The sequence below is a fragment of the Stenotrophomonas sp. genome (assembly GCF_035634915.1).
Classification (GTDB): Bacteria; Pseudomonadota; Gammaproteobacteria; order Xanthomonadales; family Xanthomonadaceae; genus Stenotrophomonas.
The window spans coordinates 159,161-181,225 of sequence record NZ_DASQCB010000009.1 but is presented as its reverse complement, the minus strand read 5'-3'; the positions used below and the strand labels follow the sequence as shown (position 1 = coordinate 181,225).

The following is a 22,065-nucleotide window of genomic DNA, read 5'->3' as shown; positions in this document are numbered from 1 at the left end:
GACCGCCTCGGTGAGCTGCAAGCAAACCTTGTTCCCAGCCTCCCGTGCGCGGACTACTACGGTGGGTACAAGGCCGCGGGAGCAAGGTCGAACGGCTTCCAAATGCTAGATCCATCCGGTTCCGCAGTGCGTCCGGTGATTCCGGCACCGTCGTGCAAGCCAAGTATGCGTACGACGCACTGGGCCGCCTGACCCAGACCCAGGACGGTGCAACCGGCACGCCAATTGAAACCTATGTCTACGATGCAACGGGCAATCGCACCGCGCTGACAACGTCGACCGGTACCGCCAGCTATACCTACCCCGCCACCATCCATCGCTTGACTGCTGTGGATGGCGAGGCGCGCAACCATGACGCCGCGGGCAACACTACCAGCATCGGCAGCAAGGCGTTCACCTACAGCGATGCGAACCGTATGAATGCGGTGAAGCAGGGCAATGCGGTGCTGGAAAGCTATGGCTACAACCATCGCGGTGAGCGTGTGCTGCGTACGCCCGAAGGCGGAAATGACCAGATCACGGTGTACGACGAAGCCGGGCAATGGCTGGGCAACTACTCGGCAACGGGCGTGGCGCAGCAGCAGGCGATCTGGCTGGACAGCTACCCGGCGGCCTTGATCAATGTGCCGAGCACGGGTGTGCCGGAGCTGACCTACATCCAGCCCGGTCATCTGGGTACGCCGCGCGTGGTCTTCGACCCGGTGAGGGATGTTGCGATCTGGGAATGGAGCAACAAAAGCGAGGTGTTTGGCAACCAGGCGCCGGCCAATGATCCTGACGGGGATGGTGTGGTGTTAGAACTGGCGTTGCGCTTCCCGGGGCAGCAAGCGACGGATGCGAGTGGCATGTTCTACAACTACCAGCGGGAGTATGACCCGGCGGTGGGGCGGTACTCGCAGAGTGATCCTATTGGGTTGGCAGGTGGGATTTCGACTTTTGTTTACGTAACTGGCAACTCCATCTGGTTCATTGACCCTTTGGGATTGAATAGCCAATATGGAGCGGGTGCCTCGGGCTCGGCAGCCGTGCCTGGGTTTGCAGGGAACTTCTCTGGAACTTTGGGAATTTCTGTCCCTAAGGATTGGAAGGATGTTGGCTGCTATCAGCTTTATGGTTCATTGCAATTGGGTGCAATGTTGGGCGGTGGAGCATATCTTGGCGCAGGCACGTCAGTAAGTGCGTCGGAGAGCTCGGCTCCATTGCCTGAAAAATCCTGGGGTGTCTATAGATACTCGGAAGTCGCAGGGGGTTGGGGGCCGTCGGTTGGCGTGTCTGTGCAAGGTGCCGACAACCTAATGAAGGGGAATAAGGATGGCGACAATTGGGCTTGGTTGCGCCGCTTATTTTCGCTAGAAGATATGGAGAGAGATAAAGTTGGTGGCGGGTCGGCTTCCTTCCCTCCGCTGCCTGGGGTTGGATTCGGCGTTATGTCTGCATCTGGCTACGCAGTTTCAGGGCAGTTAGCTACGCCGACTGGCAAAGGATGCGGGTGTCCCTGATATGAGTGCATACAAAAGATTTCTTCGAGCGTACTACATCATGTTTTTCTGGGCATTGAGAGTGGTTGGTTTCCTGGGAATTGCTGTGAATTTGACAATTCTATACTTTGTTGTTGTTGACATTTATGATGGTGGTGGAAAGTACGGGTACTCGGGTTTGATTTTCGTGGCCGTCTCTCTGGTTTGGTTTTCTGCCACATTGAAAGCTGGATCTATTGGCCTGAGCCGTCTCCGGCGAAAAGGCGAGTCGTAGGCGTCGCCAGGCTGTAGCGGCGGCATCGCGGAATGGTTCGCACAGTAGATGGGATGGCTGCCACCCACGGCTATCCAGCGGTCAAGAGGTGCTCGTCGCGGGAAGGGTGCCCTCAGTACAAGTCGCTGAATGAATTCGCAGAGCATCCATAGATCGTACAGATGCTGGCCAATGATCCTGATGGGGATGGTGTGGCGTTCGAACTGGCGCTGCGTTTCCCCAGGGCAGCAGGCGACGGATGCGGGTGCAACTACCAGCGATGTGGTGTCACTCCTGGTTTCGACACCCCCTCCCATTTGGACAGACTCTATAGAGCCAACCAGAATTCGAAGAACTGCCAGTGCTTCTGGCAAAGTGTTGGAGCTGCTGATGCGGCAGGTGACATGTCGCCACCTCCAAGCTCGATACCCGTAGGCGAATTTGTGAGGTGGCTTCAGTGAAATATCTGGATGGAAGAAAGTGTTTCTGGGTGATTTGGTTGATATCGGCGGCGGGATGAGTGGGGTGGTTGTTGCTGTGATTGATGATGGGGCCTGCGCGAGCGGGATTTCGGCGAAGGAATGGCAATATCTTGGACAAGGGGTATTGCTGGATGCGCCAGGCTTTGGGATCCTGCACTATTCGAATGCCGAGCATGATTTTACTCTAGTAAGAAGGGCTCGTTGAGAAAGTTCTGATGCCGTCATGGGGGAGTCTAATCTCGAAGCTGCGGCTGTCGAGTTCGGTCGCTATCGTTGCGCTCCGGGGCCGGAGGTCCAACAGTCGAGTCGAGCTTGTTCGACTGATACGCCGATGCCCGATCACCAAGCACACTCCCGACGATTCCGCGTGCGTGATCGTGAGTTGCAGCGCCCTGCCTACGACCCGTTCGAACCCCTAATTGAGAGATGGCGATGGTAGGGTCGTGCAGGCAAAGCATGCGTACGACGCACAGGGTCACCTGACTCAGACCCTGGGTGACTGGTGGTGGCGCTTGCCAGCAGCAATGCACTCAGTTCATCGTCGATGGAATCAATCCGAAGTACCTGCCTGGAGGGCCATGGCGATGAGGAATGGGTTCGGCGTGGCGACACTCTTTGCGTTGACTCTGGGGGCGCTCTGCGGATGTTTGGATCGGTCTGATGAGTACGACAGCATAAACGAGGCTAGAAGTGAGCGGGTTTTTGAGAAAGGATGGCTCCCAGGCTTTCTACCGGAAACTACGCGCGATTTGAAAGTTGTGACTACTGTTGATGTTTCAGCGGGGCGCGGAAGATTCATCTTCGATCCCGAGGAGTATCCCTCGTTCTCCGCTAGATTGTCGGACTATGACGGCTCCATGCCAAAGATTGATGGCGATGCCAAGGCGGCCAGAAGGCTTTTGTATGAGGGTTACGAAGCGCGAGTGTATTCCTCCGGCGGCACGTACTGGCTGTTCTTGTGCGAATCGGGTGAAGGGGTTTGCGAATTCTTTGTTTGGCAGTAGCTGGTGTGGCGAGTTGCGTCCAATGCATGTGTGCAAGACCTGCCGGTGACGTACTAAGCCGGCACTCGCCTACATCCAGCCCGATCATCTGGGCAGACAACGAGGGTCACAAGGTTGCTAATCGGCAAGCTGCGGCATGTGAACTTGGCGAGAGTTGCGCAAAACGTTGTGCCAGCTATGTGCCCACTTCATTTCGTCCCTTCTTGAATAACTACATTTCGGAGTGGTAGCGTGCAGATGTGGTTGAAAGCTATGGGGCTTCATGTGATCGGACTTGCAGTCTTGATTTCCGGATGCGGCTACGAGGAAAGATCCTATGATTCTCTTTTGAATGTACATGATGAAGGCGATCTTTCTATGGCAATCGCGCTGTCGACGCCGAAAGATGCAGTGTCGATTACGTTCATTTCAGACGTTGAATCTGGACTTTATTTTGCTTCATACGAGACGCAGAGCCCAATAGGCCAGATCAAAATGGCTGGCATGTCAGTATCTGCGGCGCCACAGATCGGGCTTATTCGCGATTCGGTTGGTTTCGGTGTTGACCTGCCCTCAGACGTCGAAGTCTTCTACAAGTGCATGGATCTCCCCGAGTACCAGGCTGGGGTGACTGAAGGCCGCGGCGAGATCGCCTTGGCAGGAATCTCCAGCAAACGTATCTATCAATGGAACCAGCGTCACAATGACAGGTTGGAGGAGAGGTTGTGTCGAAGGAACGAAAAGTAGAAGAGCAATCAGCTGAAACGACGGCACGCAGGTCTGAAACTGATGTAAAGATTGACTGACTGGGCATCCACTCGATCCACATTCTGGCCCACAGACCACGCCGCTGGAGAGCGCGAGTGCGTACACAGTCGACTGGCGGTGCTACGTTGGTGGAACATTGAATACCCTTGGATTCGTTGGCGTGTCTGTCTCAGGAACTGACGACTCTGGTGGGCCGTACGCAGATCAATGGCCAGCCACACATGTGGTTGGCGCCTCTCACGATGGATGGATCGGCCAAGACGACGACTTCCGCTGCATGACATACCGCCAAGTCGCCCAGCGAGGAATGGACGGTGCGGCGGCTGCGCAGTGCGTGAGTGACGGGCGCGAATGGTTTGACCAGATCGTCAAAGGTAACTCAGCCGCTGAGTGCGCAGCGGATCAATCGGCAACTTCCCCTACTGATGACTGGCATGCCTCCGATGAACACTCCTAAAATTCTCCTGACTTCTGCGCTGGCACTCACCGTTGCTGGTTGCATGGAGGTTGCAAGCACAGAATACGCGGACCGGGATCAAGCTGTTTCCAGGAACGCAATCGGTGAGTCGAAGTGGCTACCTGCGTGGTTGCCCGAGGATGCTGTTGATATACGCGAGACGCACGACATGGACACCAACGAAACGTGGTTGGTCTTCCATCCAGCCAGCGGATTTTTTGTTTTTCCAGAAGACTGCAGGCCTGCAAGCAAGCCCGAGATGTCGGACGCGCGAACCATGCGCCGGTTTCCCAAGTTCGCCCGCAGTGCGTGGTCGCGCGCGTCGGGATACACCGGCGAGTTCCGCCTGTGTCCGGAGGGCGGTGCTGATCGCTGGATCATCCACGATGAGGAACTACGCCTTGTCTACAGCAGCGTAAAGTTCGAGTGAGCTACGGAGGCATTTTGCATAAGACGTCATTGAACAATGTGGGTGAATGTCATGTCGGCTCAAGGATGAACATCTATCCAATCGGAATCGCCAGTGGCGAGAGTGTCGTCTGGTTTGCATGGGTGTCAGATGAGCATGATCATCTGATGTCAATTGATGGAGCAGCTGTCCGCGCTTCCAGCCGGCATGATCTGAACCTGGCGGTCGCGAGTGCTGGAGGTTCTTTGGACTGGGAGGGTGAGTCAGCATTTGATGTTGACGCACTGATATCTTCAGCTCGCTCGGGTGTCGGGGTTGACCCTGAGGCGGTCATCGACTTCTGGAACTTCATGACGGATCTTTTCAGAGTCGTTGAGAATGCGCCGATGGAGATGTTTTATTCTGAGTTGATTGATACGTATGACGTATTCTTCTCGCAGTGTGGCATCGCAGGAGCAGTTGGTCTGGAGCCAGTTTCCATCTCAAGGCGGGATCTCGACGCATTGCTGATCGTCCTGCATGATGGATTGCAGATGGTGATCAACCGATAGTTGGACACTTGGTCGTTCGTACTGGAGTTTCCGTGGCGCGCCTGCTGACCTTCACCTGCCCGCTCTTTAGAGCACCCGGCCAGCGCTTTCCCCTGCGTTCGGCAGATGAGCGCCAGGCGCAGGCACCGTGTACTGCGTGCGGCGTCGTCCTACGCTCTGACCCACCGTTGGGCATGCACTCGCTCTATCTGGTGTGCACCCAGATCCTGCTGATGCTGGCGGTGTTGCCCTTGATCTGGGCGATTGCCACGGGCCAATGGGTCTGGGCAGGAATGATCTGGCTGGTGCTGTATGTGCTGTGTTGGTTCCTTGGCGCCGTCAGGCACGCACGAAGCAAGATCGTCCGTGCCGTGCGGGATCCCAACTACAGCTACGCGCGCAGGCCGAACGCTTGACTGGCCTGCACCCTGCCGGGTATCCGGGATCCATATGAGACGCGAACTTCTCATGATGTTTGGCATGGCGTCAGCCCTGGCGGCCTGCAACAGCAGTGACCGCTTGGGTGAGCTGCAGACGAAGCCCGTCTTCGCGCTCCTGAGCGGCGCCTATTACGGTGGGATGTGCGAGGGCGCGCCGAGTACTGACAAGCAGGTCGCAGAAATTCGCGCCATCAAAATCCATAACAATGCCGGTCATTGCCGAGTGATTTACTTGGATGGTGTGGACCGGGCCGGCGAGCTTCTGATCTACGCGGAAAGGCCAGGCGAGCGCCTGGCATGCAGCGGGTTGCTTCAACGGCTGAAGGCGAAGGATGCCAATGCGGCGGTCATTGCCAAGGCCGGCGAGCGCTGCGGCTGATCGATAGTCCTTGCCCCGGTAGAGGCCAACTTTGGTTGGCCCCCTCGAAAACCGCCCACCAAGGTGGGCATCTACCAGAGCGGTTGCCCGCCCCAGCCTATGACCTCCAGCCGATTGTCGCCATCGCCCTGAGCGCGTAAGTTGCGGGCAACCCTTTCCCGGAGTGCCCCATGAAGCCGATCGCGCTGGCCGTTGCCCTGGCCCTGACCGCCGCCCCGCTGCTGTCCGCCCCGCCGGCGCTGGCCGCACCCGCTGCCAAGGCCGCCACCCCGGCCAGCCCGGCCTGGGTGGCCCGCAGCAATGCGCTTGCGCAGATCCTGCTGGACGCGCAGGGGCCATTCCAGCCGGAAGAGACCGGCTTCTTCGGTGTGCCCGGCTACGACGACAAGGTGGCCGATCTCGGCCCCGACAACGGCAAGCGCTACCGTGCGGCGATGGCCAAGGCCCGCGACGAGCTGAAGGCGAAGCTGGCCACGGAGAAGGATCCCAACGTTCGCCAGGATCTGGCGATCATGATCCACGCCGCCGACCAGAACATCGAAGGCAGCACGCTCAACGAGAAGTACCTGCTGCCATGGAGCGACGCACCGCAGACCGTGTTCAGCGGCCTCAACCTGCTGCTGTCCGACCAGGTGCCGGCCGAGCGCCGGGCCAAGGCACTGGACCGCCTCAAGGCCTATGCCGGCCTGCAGCCGGGTGGCACCGCGTTCACCACGCTGGCCCGCCAGCGCTACGAGGAACGCCTGAAGGACAGCGCGCTGCTGCAGCCCACGCAGATTGAAGTGCAGCAGTCGCTGGACAATGTCGAGACCTACATCAGCGGCATCGAGTCGCTGCTGAAGAAGTATCAGATTGCCGGCGCCGATGAGGCGATGCAGACCCTGGCCGGGCAGATGAAGGACTACGCCGCCTGGACCCGCAGGGAAGTGCTGCCGAAGGCGCGCACCGATGCCCGCCTGCCGGCCCCGCTGTATGCCTTCCAGCTCAAGCAGGTCGGCATCGACATCGACCCGAAACTGCTGATGCAGCGCGCGCAGCTGGAATTCATGGAAACCCGCTCGGCGATGCAGCAGCTGGCGCCGCTGGTGGCCAAGGAGAAGGGCCTGAAGGTGGCCGACCCGAGCGACCCGGTGGCGGTCATCCGCGCGCTGAAGGCCGACAAGATTGCCAATGACCAGTTGGAAGGCCACTACCGCAAGGTGATCGATGCCATCGATCCGCTCATCCGCGAGCACGGCATTGTCGATGTGCCCAAGCGTGCCATGCAGATGCGCCTGGGCTCGGCGGCGGAAAGCGCGGCCAGCCCGGCCCCGCACTTCCTGCCGGCACCGCTGGTCAACAACACCGGGCAGCAGGGCACCTTCGTGCTGCCGCTGGGCAACCCGGCCGCCGGCGAGGGCGCGCAGTACGACGATTTCAACTTCGGCTCGGCGGCGTGGACGCTGAGCGCGCATGAAGGCCGCCCCGGCCACGAGCTGCAGTTCACCGCGATGGTCGAGCGTGGCGTGTCGCTGGCACGCACCATGTTCGCGTTCAATTCGGTGAACGTGGAAGGCTGGGCGCTGTACGCCGAGGCCGAGATGGTGCCGTACGAGCCGCTGGACGGTCAGCTGATCGCGCTGCAGTTCCGTCTGCTGCGCGCGGCCCGCGCCATGCTCGACCCGATGCTCAACCTGGGCCTGACCGATCGCGCCAACGGCGAGCGCGTGCTGATCGATCAGGTCGGCCTGTCCAAGGCGATGGCCACCCAGGAACTGGACCGCTACACGGTACGCATGCCGGGCCAGGCGGGCAGCTACTTCTATGGCTACACCCGCATTCTCGAGCTGCGCATGCAGACCGAGCTGGCGCTGGGCGCGAGGTTTGATCGCCTGGCGTTCAACAACTTCCTGCTCGACCAGGGCCTGCTGCCGCCGGACCAGCTGGCTGAAGCGGTGCAGCAGCAGTTCGTGCCGAAGTACCAGAAGAAGTAAGCGCCGGGGCGGGGTCGGATCCCTTTCCGCAGGAAAGGGCTCTGACCCCAGAGAGTGCCGGGAAGGCCCATCCACGCATGGCGTGGATCTATTGATCAGCGCTGCGGGGTAATCGTCTGCGTCGGCAGCCGCGCCGGCGCTTCCGGGTTCGGCACCCAGATCGCGACACCGGCCGCGCGCTTCTGCGTGGTCGGAATGCCGATGCCCACGCCACCGCCCACGTGCGAGCCGTAGCTGCCGGCACCCACGGACATGCCCACCGGCGAGCCGCTGCTGCCCACGCCCATCAGGATCACGCCGTTGGCACCCAGTGCCGCCGCTTCGCGCTTGAGCCGTGCGACGGCTGCGTCGGTCTGGCCCTGGGTACCGAAACCGACCGCCGAGGACGATTCCAGCTGGGCGATTTCCAGCGAACCGGCCGGTGGCGTCGAATAGATCTGCACCAGCGCCGGGTCGATCGGCGCGCGCGCGCGGCCCAGCATGACCTTGGAGGTGCTGGCGCAACCGGCGGCGGCCAGCAGCATGGCGGTCAAGGCGATCCAACGGATGTTCATGGCATTTACCCCTGTAGGACAGTTCGGATCATCGGGCGGGAAGTCTGAATCGGCGCCAACATCCGCGCCCGGGCCATGGCCGCATGCTGGCACGGGGCGGGTGAGCGTGTCGCCAACGACGGTAGGCGGCAGCACCCGGAACGGCTACTGTTGGGGGAGAAACCAACCACAGGGGTGTGCGGCATGGGTGTGATCAGTCTGTTGTGGGGGATCGTGGCACTGCTGTGGATGATCCTGGCCCTGATCCCGCTGCTGGGCTGGGGCAACTGGTTCCTCATCCCGTTCGCGGCGGTGGGCGCGGTCATCGCCGCGCTGGGCATCCTCTTCACCCACCCCAGCAAGCGCGGCCGGGCCAAGACCGGGCTGGTCCTGAACGGCATCGTGGTGCTGGTCGGCATCATCCGCCTGAGCCTGGGCGGCGGGCTGCTCTGAGCGGCATGCTCTGAACAAGCTGCTCCGAGTCGCGCCTGCGGGTGCGACCGGGCGTCGCAGCCCCACGGCCCGGGGCCGGGCAGGGGAGTACAATCCCGGGCTGCGCGAGCTTCCCGCGTGCCTGTGAAACCGCGCCCGGCGCGGCTGACCCCATGATCATTCGTCCCCGCCCCCACGGCTGGCAACTGCTGTACATCCTGCGCGGCTCCATCGTGCCGGCCATCGCGCCTAAGGTGCTGGCCATCCTGGTGCTGTCGATTGCCGTCGCCGCCGTGGTGGAACTGGCCCCGCCCATCGGCATCGAACGGGTGTCGGTTACCCCGTTCACCCTGCTCGGCCTGGTCCTGTCCATCTTCCTCAGCTTCCGCAACAGCGCCTGCTACGACCGCTGGTGGGAAGGCCGCAAGCTGTGGGGCCAGCTGATCTACGAATCGCGCTCGCTGGCGCGGCAGGTGCATCTGCTGCTGGACGATGGCGATGTCCGCCGCCGCATTGCCTACCTCACCACCGCCTTCGCCCATGCCCTGGCCGCACGCCTGCGCGGGCGCGTGGTGGCCCTGGTGGCGTTGCCGTGGCTGGACAAGCCGCAGCGCGAACAGCTGGCCGGGCGCGAGAACGTGCCCGACGCGCTGCTGTCGATGATCGCCGCCGAGCTGGCCCAGGCGCTGCGCGCCGGCGCGCTGGAGCCGATCCTCTACACCCAGCTGGAAGACCGCCTGCACGCGATGTCCTCCATCCAGGCCGGCTGCGAGCGCATCCTCAGCACGCCGCTGCCGTTTGCCTACACCCTGCTGCTGCACCGCTGCGCGTGGATGTTCTGCGTGCTGCTGCCGTTCGGCCTGGCCAGCTCGCTGGGCTGGGGCACGCCGGTGCTGTCGGCGGTGCTGGCCTATGCCTTCTTCGGCCTGGACCAGCTGGGCGAGGAAATGGAAGAGCCCTTCGGCCTGGAGCCGAACGACCTGCCGGTGGATGCCATGGTGCGCACCATCGAGATCGACCAGCTCGACGCGCTCGGCGAACACCCCCTGCCCGAACCCCTGCTGCCGCAGGGCTACCTGTTGCAATAGCCCCTCCCCGGAGCCTGCCATGCCTCACCCCCATTACCGCCCGCGGCGCATGCGCCATGACGAATTCTCGCGCCGCCTGATGCGCGAAAACACGCTTACCACCGACGACCTGATCTACCCGGTGTTCGTGCACGAACTGGCCGGCCGCACCGCCGTGCCGTCGATGCCAGGCGTGGAGCGGCTGTCGATCGAGGAGCTGCTGAAAGTGGCCGAAGAGGCGCTCGAGCTGGGCATTCCGGTGATCGACCTGTTCCCGGTGATCGACAGTTCGCAGAAATCGCTGGATGCGGCCGCCGCCTGGGCCGAAGACGGCCTGGCGCAGCGTGCGATCCGTGCGCTGAAGACGCGCTTCCCGGAGCTGGGCGTGATGACCGATGTGGCCCTGGATCCGTACACCACCCACGGCCAGGACGGGATCATCGATGACAAGGGCTACGTGCTCAACGACATCACCGTCGAAGCGCTGGTCAAGCAGTCGCTGTCGCATGCCGAGGCCGGCGCGGACATCATCTCGCCCTCGGACATGATGGACGGCCGCATCGGCGCGATCCGCCGCGCGCTGGACGCCGACCACCACCTCAACGTGCGCATCATGGCCTATTCGGCCAAGTACGCCTCGGCGTTCTACGGCCCGTTCCGTGATGCGGTGGGCAGCGCCGGCAGCCTCGGCAAGGCCGACAAGAAGACCTACCAGATGGATCCGGCCAACGGCGACGAGGCCCTGCGCGAGATCGCGCTGGACCTGGAAGAGGGCGCGGACATGGTGATGGTCAAGCCGGGCATGCCTTACCTGGACCTGGTGCGCCGGGTGAAGGAGAAATTCGGCGTGCCGACCTTCGCCTACCAGGTCAGTGGCGAGTACGCGATGATGAAGGCCGCCTTCGCCAACGGCTGGCTGGATGAACGCGCCTGCGTGCTGGAATCGCTGCTGGGCTTCAAGCGGGCCGGCGCCGATGGCGTGCTGACCTATTTCGCGCCGCAGGTGGCGCGTTGGCTGCGCGAGCGCTGACAATAGCGCTCACGACGGACGGAGGGACACGCGATGGGACCGGAAATGGGATGGATGCAATGGCTGATCTGGGGCACCGGCACGCTGGTGTTCGGCGCCATCATCGTCGGCGTGTTCGTGGCTGCGTGGCGGGCCAGCCGGCGCCCGCCGGAGCAGCTCTCCGCTGCCGCCCGCGTGGCCCGTGAGCAGGCCCTGCCGGAAAGCGTGCAGGCTGAACTGGCCGCGCTGAACCGCCGCAAGGACAACGGCCAGCTGAGCGAGATCGAGTACGAGAAGCAGCGCGCCCAGGTGTTGGCGCGCTGACGGGTGGGTGCCAACCTTGGTTGGCACTTTCCCGCATGCCAACCAAGATTGGCATCTACCAGACGATCATCCACGCATGGCGTGGATCTACCGGCAGCGCCGTCACCGAGCGGCAGGCACGCACCCGGCCACGGCCGCCACCTTCGGCACCGCCAACCGGTACACATCCACGCCACCGGCACGCGGTGCCTTCGCTGCACTGCTGGCCACCATCATCTCGCCCGGCTTGGCGTTGTCGACCACCGGCGCGCCGGTCCAGCCGCCGGTCTGGTTGAACGACAGCCCCAGCGGCTGCAGCGCGGCACCGGTCCAGGCGCAGGCGCTGGTCATCACCTGCGCGGCTTCACCGTTGCCACGGCTGAACACCACCGCGCCGTCGTTGCCCAGCCAGTCGCCGTCGGTCTCGTCGGCAGCGGTGTTGAGGGCAGCAAGGGCCACGCCAACACCCCGCACGCCCTGCGCATCCAGCGGCGCCACGAACAGATCCCAGCCCGCGCCACGCCCCTGGTCGCGCGCGAACAGCAGCCGACGCCCATCGGCACTCAGCGCCGCGCCACGCTCGGCACGGCTGCCGTCCTTGCCGGCCAGTGCCTGTGGCCGGCCCACGCTGCCATCGGCGGCCACCGCTGCGCGGTACAGCGCCCATTTCCCCGCGCGGCCGGCGGCGAACAGCAGCCAGTGGCCATCGCGGCTGAAGTAGGGGTCCAGCGCCTCGCCGGCCACGTCCACCGGCAGGGCCTGGGCCTGCTGCCAGCGGCCGTCCACCACCCGTGCCTGCCACAGCCCCCAGCCTGCCTCGCCACGGCGGGCGAAGACGATGCGCTGGCCGTCGGCACTGATCGTCGCCCGGCCCTCGTCGGCGCGGGTGGAGACCACGCCCATGCCCTCGATGCCGTACTCGTTCAACGCCATCGCCACGGGGGCAGAGAGTAGACTGGCGGCCAGCACCAGCAGGGTCGGGGTGATGCGCATCATCCGGGTCCTTGCACGAAAGTGCACCAGTCTAGCCAGCTTGAGGATTCCATGACCGATCGTTACGCCGTCTTCGGACACCCCGTTGCCCACTCGAAGTCGCCGCTGATCCACGCGACCTTCGGCCGCCAGGAAGGCATCAGCATCGACTACCGCGCGATCGACCTGGCCCCGGATGCCTTCCTGGCTGGTCTGGAAGCCTTCGCCGCCGAAGGCGGTGTCGGCGCCAACGTCACCTCGCCGCACAAGGAAGCCGCGTTCTCGGTATGCACCACGCTGACCGCGCGCGCGCGCCGTGCCGGCTCGGTCAACACCCTGCTGCGCAAGGGCGACCGCTGGCACGGCGATACCACCGATGGCATCGGCCTGGTGCGTGACCTGACCGACCGCCACGGCCTGGACCTGCGCGGCCGCCGCGTGCTGCTGATCGGTGCCGGTGGCTCGGCGCGCAGCGTCGCCCCGGCGCTGCTCGATGCCGGCATCACCGAACTGGTGGTGGTCAACCGCACGCCGGAGCGCGCCGACGAACTGATCGATGCCATGGGCGAGCCGGGCCGGGCCATCAGCCGCTACTGGGAAGACCTGCGCGAGCTGGGCGATTTCGAACTGATCCTCAACGCCACCTCGGCCGGCCGCGACCGCGACGTGGAGTTCAAGCTGCCGCTGTCGCTGGTCAATTCGATGACCACCGCGGTGGACCTGAACTACGGCGAGGCGGCCATCGCGTTCCTGGCCTGGGCGCGCGCGGCCGAGTGCCGCAACACCGTCGATGGCCTGGGCATGCTGGTCGAGCAGGCGGCCGAGAGCTTCCTGCAGTGGCACGGCGTGCGCCCGCAGACCGACGAGGTCTACCAGCAGCTGCGCGCCGGTGCCGGTGCCTTTGCCGGCCAGGACTGAACCATGGACAGTTCATCGCTGCTGCTGGGCGTGCTGAGCATGATCGGTGTGCGCCTGCCGGTGCTGATCGCCCTGTGCGTCGGCCTGGTCTGGGTGGTGGGCGCGCCGCGTGATGCGGCCCGCAGCGGTGCGCTGGCCGGGCTGGTGCTGCTGCTGGTGGCCAACCTGGGCGGTGTGGTCGCCAACGTGGTGCCGCTGTGGCTGGTCAGCAGCGGTGATTTCAGTGCCATTTCGACGATGAGCGCGGTGCTGGGCGGCGTGCAGTTCGTGCTGTCGCTGCTGACGGCCTTCGGCATCGTGCTGGTGATCTGGGCCCTGGTGCGCGTGCTGCGCAGCCGGCAGGTTCCGCCGCCGCCACCGGTGCAGTAACGCCGGGCGCCGGCTGCTTTGGGTAGCGGCCGACCTTGGTCGGCGCTGTGGCAGGTGTGCCAACCAAGGTTGGCACCTACCAGAGCGGTGGGCCGGTAACGCCGGGCCACGCCCGGCGAGCGCGGCGGTTGATGGGCCGGCAACGCCGCATCTGCCCCGACCCTGTGCGGCCATCCAGTCCATGACCGCCACACCCCGACGCCGCTGACCCTGTTCAGCGCCCGCGCCTCGGTCCCGGTGGCCGGGCCATGCGACAATGGCCGGCCTGATCCAGCCACGGTAATTCCCGGCGTGACCGAAACCGTCGCCGCCCCGCGCAAGCTCGATGACGCCTTGAAGGATGCGATCCGCAAGGCGTACACGACGCTGCAGGCCAACACCCCCGGCTTCTCCACCCGCCGCTCGCAGAGCCAGATGATCGGCGTGGTGTCGCGTGCGCTGTCCACCAGTGGCGGCGTCGGCGTGGTCGAGGCACCGACCGGCGTCGGCAAGAGTCTGGGCTACCTCACCGCGGGCGTGCCGATCGCGTTGGCCAGCAAGAAGAAGCTGGTCATCAGCACCGGCACCGTGGCCCTGCAGTCGCAGCTGGTCGAGCGCGATATTCCCAATTTCCTCAAGGCCACCGGCCTGGAAGCGACCGTGGCCCTGGCCAAGGGCCGCACCCGCTACCTGTGCACGCGCAATGCCGCTGAAGCGCAGGGCGAGGGCGCGCAGGGCGGCATGTTCGAGGACGAAGCGCCGCTGTACGACCGGCCGCTGGCGCCCATCGAAATGGACATCGCCAAGCGCCTGTCCGATGCCTTCACCAGCGGTACGTGGGACGGTGACATCGACAACGCGCCGGAAACCATCAGCCCCGGCCTGCGCAGCCGCATCACCACGCCCGCCTCGGCCTGTGCCGGGCGCCGCTGCGCGTATTCGGCGCAGTGCGCGGTGCTGCGTTCACGCAACACCGTGCGCGATGCGCAGATCGTGGTGACCAACCACGCGCTGCTGCTGTCGGCGCTGTCCATTGGTGACAGCGACAACGGCCAGCCGATGATCGCCGCGCCGTCGGACATGCTGCTGGTGCTGGACGAAGGCCACCACATCGGCAACGTGGCCATCGACCAGGGGGCGGCCAGCCTGGCCCTGGACGAGATGGCCAAGCGCACCGGCCGCCTGCAGATCCTGATTGCCGGTGCCTACCGCGCCGTCGACAAGGACCGCCTGGGCAACCTGCTGCCGAACGAAGCCATCGACGTGGCCAGCAACGTGGCCAAGCAGCTGCGTGCCTTCCGTGATCACATCGAAGCGGTGTGGATGCCGGCGCCGGCCGATGAAGACCCGATGTGGCGCGCTGCCAACGGGCGCCTGCCCGAAGCGTGGCGCGAGCCGATCGAAGCGCTGGCCGATGATACCCGCAGCCTCTACAACTGGGCCCATGCCGCCAACGCACAGGTGGCCAAGGGCAAGCCGGACGACGCCGCGCGCGAGCGCCTGCAGCGCAACCTCGGCATGGCGCTGGAAATGATCGAGCAGCAGTACAACCTGTGGCAGGCCTGGCGCCGCGAGGACAAGGACGGCGCGCCGCCCACCGCGCGCTGGGTCACCGCCACCCGCGACGGCGACCTGGTACTGCACGGCTCGCCGGTCTCGGCCGCGCATGTGCTGCGCAAGCTGCTGTGGGATGAAGTGGATTCGGTGGTGATGACCTCGGCCACGCTGACCGGCGGCGGCGACTTCCAGTCGCTGGCCATCGACAACGGTATCCCGCCGGACGCGGAGATGGTCTCGCTGGCCTCGCCGTTCGATCTGCCCAACCAGGCCGAATTGATCATTCCGAAGTTCCCGGTCACGCCCGATGACCGCGAAGGCCATCCGCGCGAAGTGGCGCGCTACCTCGACCAGGAACTGGACTGGGCCAAGGGCTCGATGGTGCTGTTCACCTCGCGCTGGAAGATGGAGAAGGTGGCCGGCCTGATGTCGACCGCGCGCCGCAAGCAGGTGCTGGTGCAGGGCGACATGTCCAAGACCCGGCTGATCGACGAACACCTGCGCCGCGTCGCCGCGGGCGAAGGCTCGGTGCTGTTCGGCCTGAACTCCTTCGGCGAAGGCCTGGACCTGCCCGGCGAAGCCTGCACCACGGTGGTGATCACCCAGGTGCCGTTCGCGGTGCCGACCGACCCGCAGACCGCCACGCTGAGCGAATGGGTGGAAGCGCGCGGCATGAACGCCTTCAACCTGATCGCCATCCCGCACGCGCTGCGCACGCTCACCCAGTTCGCCGGCCGCCTGATCCGCACGTCCACCGACACCGGCCGCGTGGTCATCCTCGACTCGCGGCTGCTGACCCGCCGCTACGGCAAGCGCATCATCGACGCGCTGCCGCCGTTCAAGCGCGTGATCGGCTGAACCGGGGTCGGATCCCTTCCGCAGGAAGGGCTCTGACCCCAGCACGCGCGCTGGCGCTCAACCGCCCTCCGGCTTCCGGCAGGCCTGGTTGCCATAGGCGTTGTGGTAATCGTGATCAAAGCAGCGCAGGAAGCCATCGAGCACATCCAGGTTCGGTGGCCAGGCCACATCCACCTTCTGCCCGCCTGCCGTCGTGAAGTGGTAGCGACCATCCTTCAACGCCCCCGCGAACTCCTCCGGTGTGGGAATCGCGACCAGCGCCGCGCGGGCCTTCTCCAGTGCTGCACGGTCGTGCTGCAGGAACGCAACCGTGCCGTCCACGTAGGCATTCCAGTAACCGGGATCCTTGTCCTTCGGCTTGTAGGTGCGCTGCATCAGCGCAATCGCCTGGACCGTCTGCCCGAGCTCGGCGCGCAGCTGGCCTTCGTGCCAGATGATGGTGGTGTTGCCCGCCGCCTTGGGCAGGGCGCTGTAGGCGGCAAGCAGATCGGCCGCTTCGCGCTGGCATTCACGCTCGGCCAGTGGGCGCCAGCCGCCTTCCAGATCCTGGTCGAAGGCATCCGGTTCCATTGCCAGCATCGCATCGCGGTCGTAGCTGCAGTCTGGCGCCTTCGATGGTTCGGGCGCGGCGCCCAGCGCAGCGGCCAGGGCAAGCGAAAGCAACGTCATCACAACCTCCGTGTCAGTGAGTACCCCGACACCGTAGCAGATCGCGCGGGTAGTGCCGGCCGCTGGCCGGCAACCTCGAAGATCGGGCTACCATGGCGCAACTGCACACGGGCGGAGAGCCACATGCACGACTGGACCATCATCGCGACCCACAGTGACTGGATCGCCGCCACGTTTGAACTCGTTCTGCGCGATTCAACTCAAGCCGAGCGCCGCCTGCAGTTCGATGCGGTGGAGCACGTGATGCTGGACAGGAGCGAACCCTGGGGACCAAGTGCATCGATCAACGACGTGACGGCGAGCGAAGATCGCGCCGAAGGTCTCATCCGCGTGGTGTTTGAGCTGCAGTCGGGCGGTGCGATCCACATTTCAGCAGGGGCGTGCCGCCTGGAGGGCGAGCCGTTCGTGTTCTGAGTGCTGTGCTGGGGTCGGAGCCCTTTCTGCGAAAGGGATCCGACCCCACGGCGATTCAATCGCCGAGCAGGGCGGTGTTGCGGACGGCGCCCTTGTCGGCGCTGGTCGCCAGCAGGGCGTAGGCCTTCAGTGCGCTGGTGACCTTGCGCGGGCGGGCCTCACGCGGCTTCCAGCCACGGGCATCGGCGTCGGCGCGGCGCTGGGCCAGGGTGGCGTCGTCCAGCAGCAGGTCGATGCGGCGGGCAGGGATGTCGATGCGGATGCGGTCGCCGTCCTCCACCAGGCCGATGGTGCCGCCGCTGGCGGCTTCCGGCGAGACGTGGCCGATCGACAGGCCCGAGGTGCCGCCGGAGAAACGACCGTCGGTCAGCAGCGCGCACTGCTTGCCCAGCCCCTTCGACTTCAGGTAGCTGGTGGGGTAGAGCATTTCCTGCATGCCCGGGCCGCCCTTCGGGCCTTCGTAGCGGATGACCACCACGTCGCCGGGCTGCACTTTGTCGGCCAGGATGCCGGCCACGGCTGCGTCCTGGCTCTCGAACACGCGCGCGCTGCCCTCGAACACGTGGATGGATTCGTCCACGCCGGCGGTCTTCACCACGCAGCCATCGACGGCCAGGTTGCCGCGCAGCACGGCCAGGCCGCCTTCGGCGGAGTAGGCGTGTTCGACGCTGCGGATGCAGCCTTCGGCGCGGTCCACGTCCAGCGTGGGCCAACGCGTGGCCTGGCTGAAAGCCACCTGGGTGGGAATGCCGGCCGGGCCGGCACGGAAGAAGTCGTGCACGCTGGATTCGTCGCTGACCGCCACGTCCCAGCGCTCGATGGCATCGGCCAGGGTGCGGCTGTGCACGGTCGGCACGCGGGTATCCAGCAGGCCGCCACGCGCCAGTTCGCCGAGGATGCCGTACACGCCGCCTGCGCGGTGCACGTCTTCCATGTGGTACTTGGGCGTGTTCGGCGCCACCTTGCACAGCTGCGGCACGCGCCGCGACAGCGCATCGATGTGGGTCAGGTCGAAGTCCACTTCGGCTTCCTGCGCGGCGGCCAGCAGGTGCAGGATGGTGTTGGTCGAGCCGCCCATGGCGATGTCCAGGGTCATCGCGTTGGCGAACGCGGCCTGGGTGGCGATGCCACGCGGCAGTGCGCTTGCTTCCTCGCCGCCATACCAGCGGTGGCACAGTTCGACGATCAGGCGGCCGGCGCGCAGGAACAGCTGCTCGCGGTCGGCGTGGGTGGCCAGGGTCGAGCCGTTGCCGGGCAGCGACAGGCCCAGCGCTTCGGTCAGGCAGTTCATCGAGTTGGCGGTGAACATGCCCGAGCAGGAACCGCAGGTGGGGCACGCGCTGCGCTCGAATTCGGCCACTTTCTCGTCGCTGGCGTTTTCGTCGGCGGCGATGACCATCGCATCGACCAGGTCCAGCTTGTGCTCGGACAGCTTCGTCTTGCCTGCTTCCATCGGGCCGCCGGAGACGAACACCACCGGAATGTTGAGGCGCAGTGCGGCCATCAGCATGCCGGGGGTGATCTTGTCGCAGTTGGAAATGCACACCAGCGCGTCGGCGCAGTGCGCGTTGACCATGTACTCGACCGAGTCGGCGATGATCTCGCGGCTGGGCAGCGAGTACAGCATGCCGTCGTGGCCCATGGCGATGCCATCGTCGACGGCGATCGTGTTGAATTCCTTGGCGACGCCGCCGACCTTCTCGATCTCGCGCGCGACCAGCTGGCCGAGATCCTTCAGATGCACGTGGCCGGGCACGAACTGGGTGAAGGAGTTGGCGATGGCGATGATCGGCTTGTGGAAGTCGCCGTCCTTCATGCCGGTGGCGCGCCACAGGGCGCGGGCGCCGGCCATGTTGCGGCCGGCGGTGGAGGTGCGGGAGCGGTATTCAGGCATGGCTGGCGGAACGGGCGGGCCGTACAACGTGGGGGTCGCTCGATCATGGACAATTTTTTCGGTTGCTGCTGCAACCACCGAAGGTGGTCCGGCAGGGCTTGCAGCCCTGCACCTGCGGAATCAACGTCAACGTCAACGGCAAAAGCTGGCTTTCCGTGGGATGGCGGGGTGGGTCCGGTGGCAGGGGACGCCGTGAACCCGTCCTTGGGGGCTTGGTCGCGGCATCCATGCGGCTCACACCCCTGCCACCGGACCCACCCCGCCTCCGACAGTTGGCCGCGACCTGACGGGGTCGGATCCCGTTGCTGCGCAACGGGCTCTGACCCCAGGTTGGTGATCAGGCTGGCGAAAATGAAATTCCGTTCATCTTTCCCACTTTGCCGATTCCGGTTGTTGGTGCGGATTTGGCATCATTGGGGGAATTGATCCGATTCCGAGGCATGACGCCATGAAGCGTTCCCGCACCACCGCGCTGCTGCTGATGAGCGCTGCACCTCTGCTGTTCACCGCCTGCCAGAAGGAAGAGCAGGTGCAGGTGCAGGAAGGCCTGTACACCTCCGTGCAGGCCTGCACCGAGGCGACGGGCGACCCGTCCTCGTGCCGCAATGCCTTTGCCGAGGCCCAGCAGAAGGCGGCCGATGCGGCGCCGAAGTACGCCAGCAAGGAAGCCTGCGAGCAGGACTACAAGCCCGAGCAGTGCGTGCAGCAGCACACCTCGGCCGGTACCTCGTTCATCGGCCCGATGATGATGGGCTTCTTCATGTCGCAGATGCTGAGCAACCGCGGCGGCCTGGCCCCGCAGGCGCCGGCCTCGGCCCCGGCCTACCAGGACAAGAACGCTGGCTGGGCACGCCCGGCCCCGGGCGGCACCGGTGGCATGAACACCGCCAGCGGCATCGGCGCCGGCAAGGCCGGCCTGGCCCCGGTCAGCAGTGAGCCGAACCGCGCCGTCACCTCCAGCCGCAGCGGCTTCGGCAGCACCAGCGCCCGCCGCAGCGGCGGCAGCTTCGGCGGCTGATCGACCCATGCAGCGTATCCGTATTGCCGAGCGCGCCCAGTGGCGGGCGCGCGCGGAGGAAGCCGGTTTCCGCTTCCACACGATTGATGGACAGCCGTACTGGGATGAAAGCGCGTATTACGCCTTCACCCTGCGCCAGATTGAAGTGGACATCGAAGACCCGAGCGCCGAGCTGCACCAGATGGCGCTGGACCTGGTGGGCGATGTCATTGCCAGCGAGCGCCTGATGGACCAGCTGGCCATTCCGGCGCACTACCGCGACTGGATCGCCGAGAGCTGGCGCCAGCGCCAGCCGCACCTGTACGGGCGCCTGGACCTGGCCTACGACGGCAGCGGTCCGGCCAAGCTGTACGAACTGAACTACGACACGCCGACTTCGCTGTTCGAGGCCAGCTTCTTCCAGTGGCAGTGGCTGGAGGACCAGCGCAACGCGGGCCGCCTGCCGCAGCACGCCGACCAGTTCAACGGCATGCACGAGGCCCTGGTCGAGCGCTTCGGCGAACTTGCCGCGCGCCTGCCGCCGCCGCTGTACTTCAGCGCGGTGGGCAGTTCGGACGAAGACCGTGGCACCGTGGATTACCTGCGTGACTGCGCGGCCCAGGCTGGCCTGCAGGGCCAGGCCATCGCGATCGAGGATATCGGCCTGTCGGTCGATGGCCGCTTTACCGCGCTGGACGACACGGTGATCGGCACGCTGTTCAAGCTGTATCCGCTGGAAGACCTGATGGCCGAGGAGTTCGGCCGCGCGCTGCCCGGCTCGGGCATCCAGCTGCTGGAACCGGCGTGGAAGGCGGTGCTGAGCAACAAGGGCATCCTGCCGCTGCTGTGGCAGCGCAACGTCGGCCACCCGAACCTGCTGGAAGCCCACTTCGATGACGGCAGCGCGCTGGCCTCGGGCTGGGTGCGCAAGCCGCTGTTCTCGCGCGAAGGAGCCAACATCGAGATGCATCTGGCCGATGGCAGCACCCAGCGCAGCGAGGGCCCGTACGAAGGCCCGGCGATCATCCAGCGTGCGCACCCCCTCACCCGCTTCGAAGGGGGCTACCCGCTGGTCGGCAGCTGGGTGATCGGCGACCACGCCTGTGGCATCGGCATCCGCGAGGACGACAGCGCGATCACCCGCGACAGTGCGCGCTTCGTGCCGCACGCGATCGTGGACGAGGCGCCGACGCGGATCTACGTCTGATGGCGGTGCGGCGGCCGCTGGGCCGGCACGGGCGACCGACGCCGGTGCCGGGTCGGCATTTCGATGATGGCCGCACGTTGCATGCGTTCGCCGGGCATGTGGCGGTGCGCTGCCATCGCTGTGATACGCCGGGCTGGGTGATCGCCAGCTGGCAGCCCTACCGCTGGACCGCGCGCTTTCGCTGCAGCGGCTGCAGCGTCGCGCTGGACAGCGGTGCCTGGGTGGGCGCGGTGCGCATCGATGGCCGGCGCCCGTGCGGTTACTGCGGCCATCAGTGGGTGTGCGTGCACCAGCAGCGGCCGTCTGCGACGACGACGGTGCCCGAGGTGCTGCCGGCCAAGTGTGCGCAGTGCGGGCGCACCAGTGAAGTGAAGGTCAGCGTCTGCCCGCTGCGCGACGCCGAGCCGGCGGATCCGCATTTCGGTCTGCCGCTGCGGTTGGTGGAAGCCACCCGTGCCGGACTGCTGTGGGCCTACAACGCCGAGCACCTGCAGGCGCTGCACGACTACGCGACGTCGGCGCTGCGGGAGCACGGCGGCGTGCGCAACGCCTCGATGTTCTCGCGCCTGCCGCAGTGGATGAAGCTGGCCCGCAACCGGGTGCTGCTGCAGCGTGCGGTGGAGCGGTTGCAGCGGCGGTTGCTGGCGGCCGCGTAACGGTTCCGGTAGATGCCAACCTTGGTTGGCGCCGTGGGTTTCGTGCCAACCAAGGTTGGCACCTACCAGAGCGGTTGCG

General features: G+C 65.2%; 23 protein-coding genes and 3 pseudogenes. 22 read left to right on the top strand and 4 right to left on the bottom strand.

What is annotated here, in order from left to right; genetic code table 11:
* Positions 1–140: 140 nt before the first annotated feature.
* From VER16_RS07130 to VER16_RS07090, 11 genes and pseudogenes are all read left to right on the top strand, one after another.
* Positions 141–989, top strand: a pseudogene (locus VER16_RS07130) (RHS repeat-associated core domain-containing protein); the annotation flags it as partial.
* 921 nt (positions 990–1,910) lie between these two features.
* A pseudogene (locus VER16_RS19410) lies at positions 1,911–1,995 on the top strand (RHS repeat protein); the annotation flags it as partial.
* Positions 1,996–2,211: 216 nt separating this feature from the next.
* Positions 2,212–2,418, top strand: a complete 207-nt coding sequence (locus VER16_RS07125) for a hypothetical protein (RefSeq protein ID WP_324806666.1) — start codon at positions 2,212–2,214, stop codon at positions 2,416–2,418.
* A 379-nt stretch (positions 2,419–2,797) separates the two neighbouring features.
* Entirely contained in the window at positions 2,798–3,217 is a 420-nt protein-coding gene (locus VER16_RS07120) for a hypothetical protein (protein WP_324806664.1), read from the top strand.
* 231 nt (positions 3,218–3,448) lie between these two features.
* Entirely contained in the window at positions 3,449–3,943 is a 495-nt protein-coding gene (locus VER16_RS07115; RefSeq protein ID WP_324806662.1) for a hypothetical protein, read from the top strand.
* Positions 3,944–4,124: 181 nt separating this feature from the next.
* Complete coding sequence (locus VER16_RS19405) at positions 4,125–4,421, top strand: hypothetical protein (protein ID WP_414716030.1); 297 nt, start codon at positions 4,125–4,127, stop codon at positions 4,419–4,421.
* The gene (locus tag VER16_RS07110) at positions 4,399–4,851 is read left to right on the top strand and encodes a hypothetical protein (RefSeq protein WP_324806660.1); all 453 of its coding nucleotides are present in this window, start codon (positions 4,399–4,401) and stop codon (positions 4,849–4,851) included. Before VER16_RS19405 ends, VER16_RS07110 begins: the two co-directional genes overlap by 23 nt.
* A gap of 65 nt (positions 4,852–4,916) precedes the next feature.
* On the top strand, positions 4,917–5,381 hold the full coding sequence (locus VER16_RS07105) for a hypothetical protein (protein ID WP_324806658.1): 465 nt from the start codon (positions 4,917–4,919) through the stop codon (positions 5,379–5,381).
* A gap of 32 nt (positions 5,382–5,413) precedes the next feature.
* Positions 5,414–5,776, top strand: coding sequence for a hypothetical protein (locus tag VER16_RS07100; protein WP_324806656.1), 363 nt, complete (start codon positions 5,414–5,416; stop codon positions 5,774–5,776).
* 64 nt (positions 5,777–5,840) lie between these two features.
* Entirely contained in the window at positions 5,841–6,179 is a 339-nt protein-coding gene (locus tag VER16_RS07095) for a hypothetical protein (protein ID WP_324806655.1), read from the top strand.
* Between the two features lie 170 nt (positions 6,180–6,349).
* Positions 6,350–8,152, top strand: a complete 1,803-nt coding sequence (locus tag VER16_RS07090; RefSeq protein WP_324806653.1) for a DUF885 domain-containing protein — start codon at positions 6,350–6,352, stop codon at positions 8,150–8,152.
* 95 nt (positions 8,153–8,247) lie between these two features.
* On the opposite strand, the gene VER16_RS07085 is transcribed toward VER16_RS07090, so the two are convergent.
* Positions 8,248–8,706 carry a hypothetical protein gene (locus VER16_RS07085; RefSeq protein ID WP_324806651.1) on the bottom strand — a complete coding sequence of 153 codons (459 nt, stop codon included), beginning with the start codon at positions 8,704–8,706 and terminating at the stop codon, positions 8,248–8,250.
* A gap of 183 nt (positions 8,707–8,889) precedes the next feature.
* Here VER16_RS07085 and VER16_RS07080 point away from each other — a divergent pair, with 183 nt between their 5' ends.
* The 4 genes from VER16_RS07080 to VER16_RS07065 all read left to right on the top strand — a co-directional run bounded on the left by VER16_RS07080 (position 8,890) and on the right by VER16_RS07065 (position 11,517).
* Complete coding sequence (locus tag VER16_RS07080) at positions 8,890–9,138, top strand: hypothetical protein (RefSeq protein ID WP_324806649.1); 249 nt, start codon at positions 8,890–8,892, stop codon at positions 9,136–9,138.
* Between the two features lie 152 nt (positions 9,139–9,290).
* Positions 9,291–10,205: a bestrophin family protein gene (locus VER16_RS07075; RefSeq protein WP_324806647.1), complete on the top strand. Its 915-nt coding sequence runs from the start codon at positions 9,291–9,293 to the stop codon at positions 10,203–10,205.
* A 19-nt stretch (positions 10,206–10,224) separates the two neighbouring features.
* Positions 10,225–11,214 (top strand): porphobilinogen synthase, encoded by a 990-nt coding sequence (gene hemB / locus VER16_RS07070; RefSeq protein WP_324806645.1) that lies wholly within the window; start codon positions 10,225–10,227, stop codon positions 11,212–11,214.
* A 33-nt stretch (positions 11,215–11,247) separates the two neighbouring features.
* The gene (locus VER16_RS07065; protein ID WP_324806643.1) at positions 11,248–11,517 is read left to right on the top strand and encodes an SHOCT domain-containing protein; all 270 of its coding nucleotides are present in this window, start codon (positions 11,248–11,250) and stop codon (positions 11,515–11,517) included.
* 102 nt (positions 11,518–11,619) lie between these two features.
* Here VER16_RS07065 and VER16_RS07060 read toward each other — a convergent pair whose 3' ends face one another.
* Positions 11,620–12,492, bottom strand: a complete 873-nt coding sequence (locus tag VER16_RS07060; RefSeq protein ID WP_324806642.1) for a hypothetical protein — start codon at positions 12,490–12,492, stop codon at positions 11,620–11,622.
* A gap of 48 nt (positions 12,493–12,540) precedes the next feature.
* Here VER16_RS07060 and aroE point away from each other — a divergent pair, with 48 nt between their 5' ends.
* From aroE to dinG, 3 genes and pseudogenes are all read left to right on the top strand, one after another.
* Positions 12,541–13,386: a shikimate dehydrogenase gene (gene aroE, locus VER16_RS07055; protein ID WP_324806640.1), complete on the top strand. Its 846-nt coding sequence runs from the start codon at positions 12,541–12,543 to the stop codon at positions 13,384–13,386.
* 3 nt (positions 13,387–13,389) lie between these two features.
* Positions 13,390–13,755, top strand: a complete 366-nt coding sequence (locus tag VER16_RS07050; protein WP_324806638.1) for a hypothetical protein — start codon at positions 13,390–13,392, stop codon at positions 13,753–13,755.
* Positions 13,756–14,091: 336 nt separating this feature from the next.
* Positions 14,092–16,149: pseudogene (gene dinG, locus VER16_RS07045) on the top strand (ATP-dependent DNA helicase DinG); the annotation flags it as partial.
* Positions 16,150–16,206: 57 nt separating this feature from the next.
* On the opposite strand, the gene VER16_RS07040 reads toward dinG, so the two are convergent.
* Positions 16,207–16,818 carry a hypothetical protein gene (locus tag VER16_RS07040; RefSeq protein ID WP_324806635.1) on the bottom strand — a complete coding sequence of 204 codons (612 nt, stop codon included), beginning with the start codon at positions 16,816–16,818 and terminating at the stop codon, positions 16,207–16,209.
* A 123-nt stretch (positions 16,819–16,941) separates the two neighbouring features.
* On the opposite strand from VER16_RS07040, the gene VER16_RS07035 reads away from it, so the two are divergent.
* Positions 16,942–17,232 carry a hypothetical protein gene (locus VER16_RS07035; RefSeq protein ID WP_324806633.1) on the top strand — a complete coding sequence of 97 codons (291 nt, stop codon included), beginning with the start codon at positions 16,942–16,944 and terminating at the stop codon, positions 17,230–17,232.
* Positions 17,233–17,287: 55 nt separating this feature from the next.
* On the opposite strand, the gene ilvD is transcribed toward VER16_RS07035, so the two are convergent.
* Positions 17,288–19,126 (bottom strand): dihydroxy-acid dehydratase, encoded by a 1,839-nt coding sequence (ilvD, locus tag VER16_RS07030; protein ID WP_324806631.1) that lies wholly within the window; start codon positions 19,124–19,126, stop codon positions 17,288–17,290.
* Positions 19,127–19,574: 448 nt separating this feature from the next.
* On the opposite strand from ilvD, the gene VER16_RS07025 reads away from it, so the two are divergent.
* The 3 genes from VER16_RS07025 to VER16_RS07015 are packed head-to-tail and all read left to right on the top strand — an operon-like array spanning position 19,575 to position 21,986.
* Positions 19,575–20,144 carry a DUF1190 domain-containing protein gene (locus VER16_RS07025; protein ID WP_324806629.1) on the top strand — a complete coding sequence of 190 codons (570 nt, stop codon included), beginning with the start codon at positions 19,575–19,577 and terminating at the stop codon, positions 20,142–20,144.
* A gap of 7 nt (positions 20,145–20,151) precedes the next feature.
* Positions 20,152–21,330 carry a glutathionylspermidine synthase family protein gene (locus VER16_RS07020; RefSeq protein WP_324806627.1) on the top strand — a complete coding sequence of 393 codons (1,179 nt, stop codon included), beginning with the start codon at positions 20,152–20,154 and terminating at the stop codon, positions 21,328–21,330.
* Positions 21,330–21,986: a hypothetical protein gene (locus VER16_RS07015; protein WP_324806625.1), complete on the top strand. Its 657-nt coding sequence runs from the start codon at positions 21,330–21,332 to the stop codon at positions 21,984–21,986. Before VER16_RS07020 ends, VER16_RS07015 begins: the two co-directional genes overlap by 1 nt.
* The last annotated feature ends 79 nt before the right edge of the window (positions 21,987–22,065 follow it).

Bases quoted from the DNA above. Each gene is read 5' to 3' on its own strand.
- VER16_RS07065 (WP_324806643.1), top strand. From the start codon at position 11,248: ATGGGACCGGAAATGGGATGGATGCAATGGCTGATCTGGGGCACCGGC.
- VER16_RS07015 (WP_324806625.1), top strand. From the start codon at position 21,330: ATGGCGGTGCGGCGGCCGCTGGGCCGGCACGGGCGACCGACGCCGGTG.
- VER16_RS07090 (WP_324806653.1), top strand. From the start codon at position 6,350: ATGAAGCCGATCGCGCTGGCCGTTGCCCTGGCCCTGACCGCCGCCCCG.
- VER16_RS07060 (WP_324806642.1), bottom strand. From the start codon at position 12,492: ATGATGCGCATCACCCCGACCCTGCTGGTGCTGGCCGCCAGTCTACTC.
- VER16_RS07075 (WP_324806647.1), top strand. From the start codon at position 9,291: ATGATCATTCGTCCCCGCCCCCACGGCTGGCAACTGCTGTACATCCTG.
- VER16_RS07025 (WP_324806629.1), top strand. From the start codon at position 19,575: ATGAAGCGTTCCCGCACCACCGCGCTGCTGCTGATGAGCGCTGCACCT.
- VER16_RS07050 (WP_324806638.1), top strand. From the start codon at position 13,390: ATGGACAGTTCATCGCTGCTGCTGGGCGTGCTGAGCATGATCGGTGTG.
- ilvD (WP_324806631.1), bottom strand. From the start codon at position 19,126: ATGCCTGAATACCGCTCCCGCACCTCCACCGCCGGCCGCAACATGGCC.
- VER16_RS07110 (WP_324806660.1), top strand. From the start codon at position 4,399: ATGCCTCCGATGAACACTCCTAAAATTCTCCTGACTTCTGCGCTGGCA.
- hemB (WP_324806645.1), top strand. From the start codon at position 10,225: ATGCCTCACCCCCATTACCGCCCGCGGCGCATGCGCCATGACGAATTC.
- VER16_RS07105 (WP_324806658.1), top strand. From the start codon at position 4,917: ATGAACATCTATCCAATCGGAATCGCCAGTGGCGAGAGTGTCGTCTGG.
- aroE (WP_324806640.1), top strand. From the start codon at position 12,541: ATGACCGATCGTTACGCCGTCTTCGGACACCCCGTTGCCCACTCGAAG.
- VER16_RS07095 (WP_324806655.1), top strand. From the start codon at position 5,841: ATGGCGTCAGCCCTGGCGGCCTGCAACAGCAGTGACCGCTTGGGTGAG.
- VER16_RS07120 (WP_324806664.1), top strand. From the start codon at position 2,798: ATGAGGAATGGGTTCGGCGTGGCGACACTCTTTGCGTTGACTCTGGGG.
- VER16_RS07085 (WP_324806651.1), bottom strand. From the start codon at position 8,706: ATGAACATCCGTTGGATCGCCTTGACCGCCATGCTGCTGGCCGCCGCC.
- VER16_RS07040 (WP_324806635.1), bottom strand. From the start codon at position 16,818: ATGACGTTGCTTTCGCTTGCCCTGGCCGCTGCGCTGGGCGCCGCGCCC.
- VER16_RS07020 (WP_324806627.1), top strand. From the start codon at position 20,152: ATGCAGCGTATCCGTATTGCCGAGCGCGCCCAGTGGCGGGCGCGCGCG.
- VER16_RS07080 (WP_324806649.1), top strand. From the start codon at position 8,890: ATGGGTGTGATCAGTCTGTTGTGGGGGATCGTGGCACTGCTGTGGATG.
- VER16_RS07035 (WP_324806633.1), top strand. From the start codon at position 16,942: ATGCACGACTGGACCATCATCGCGACCCACAGTGACTGGATCGCCGCC.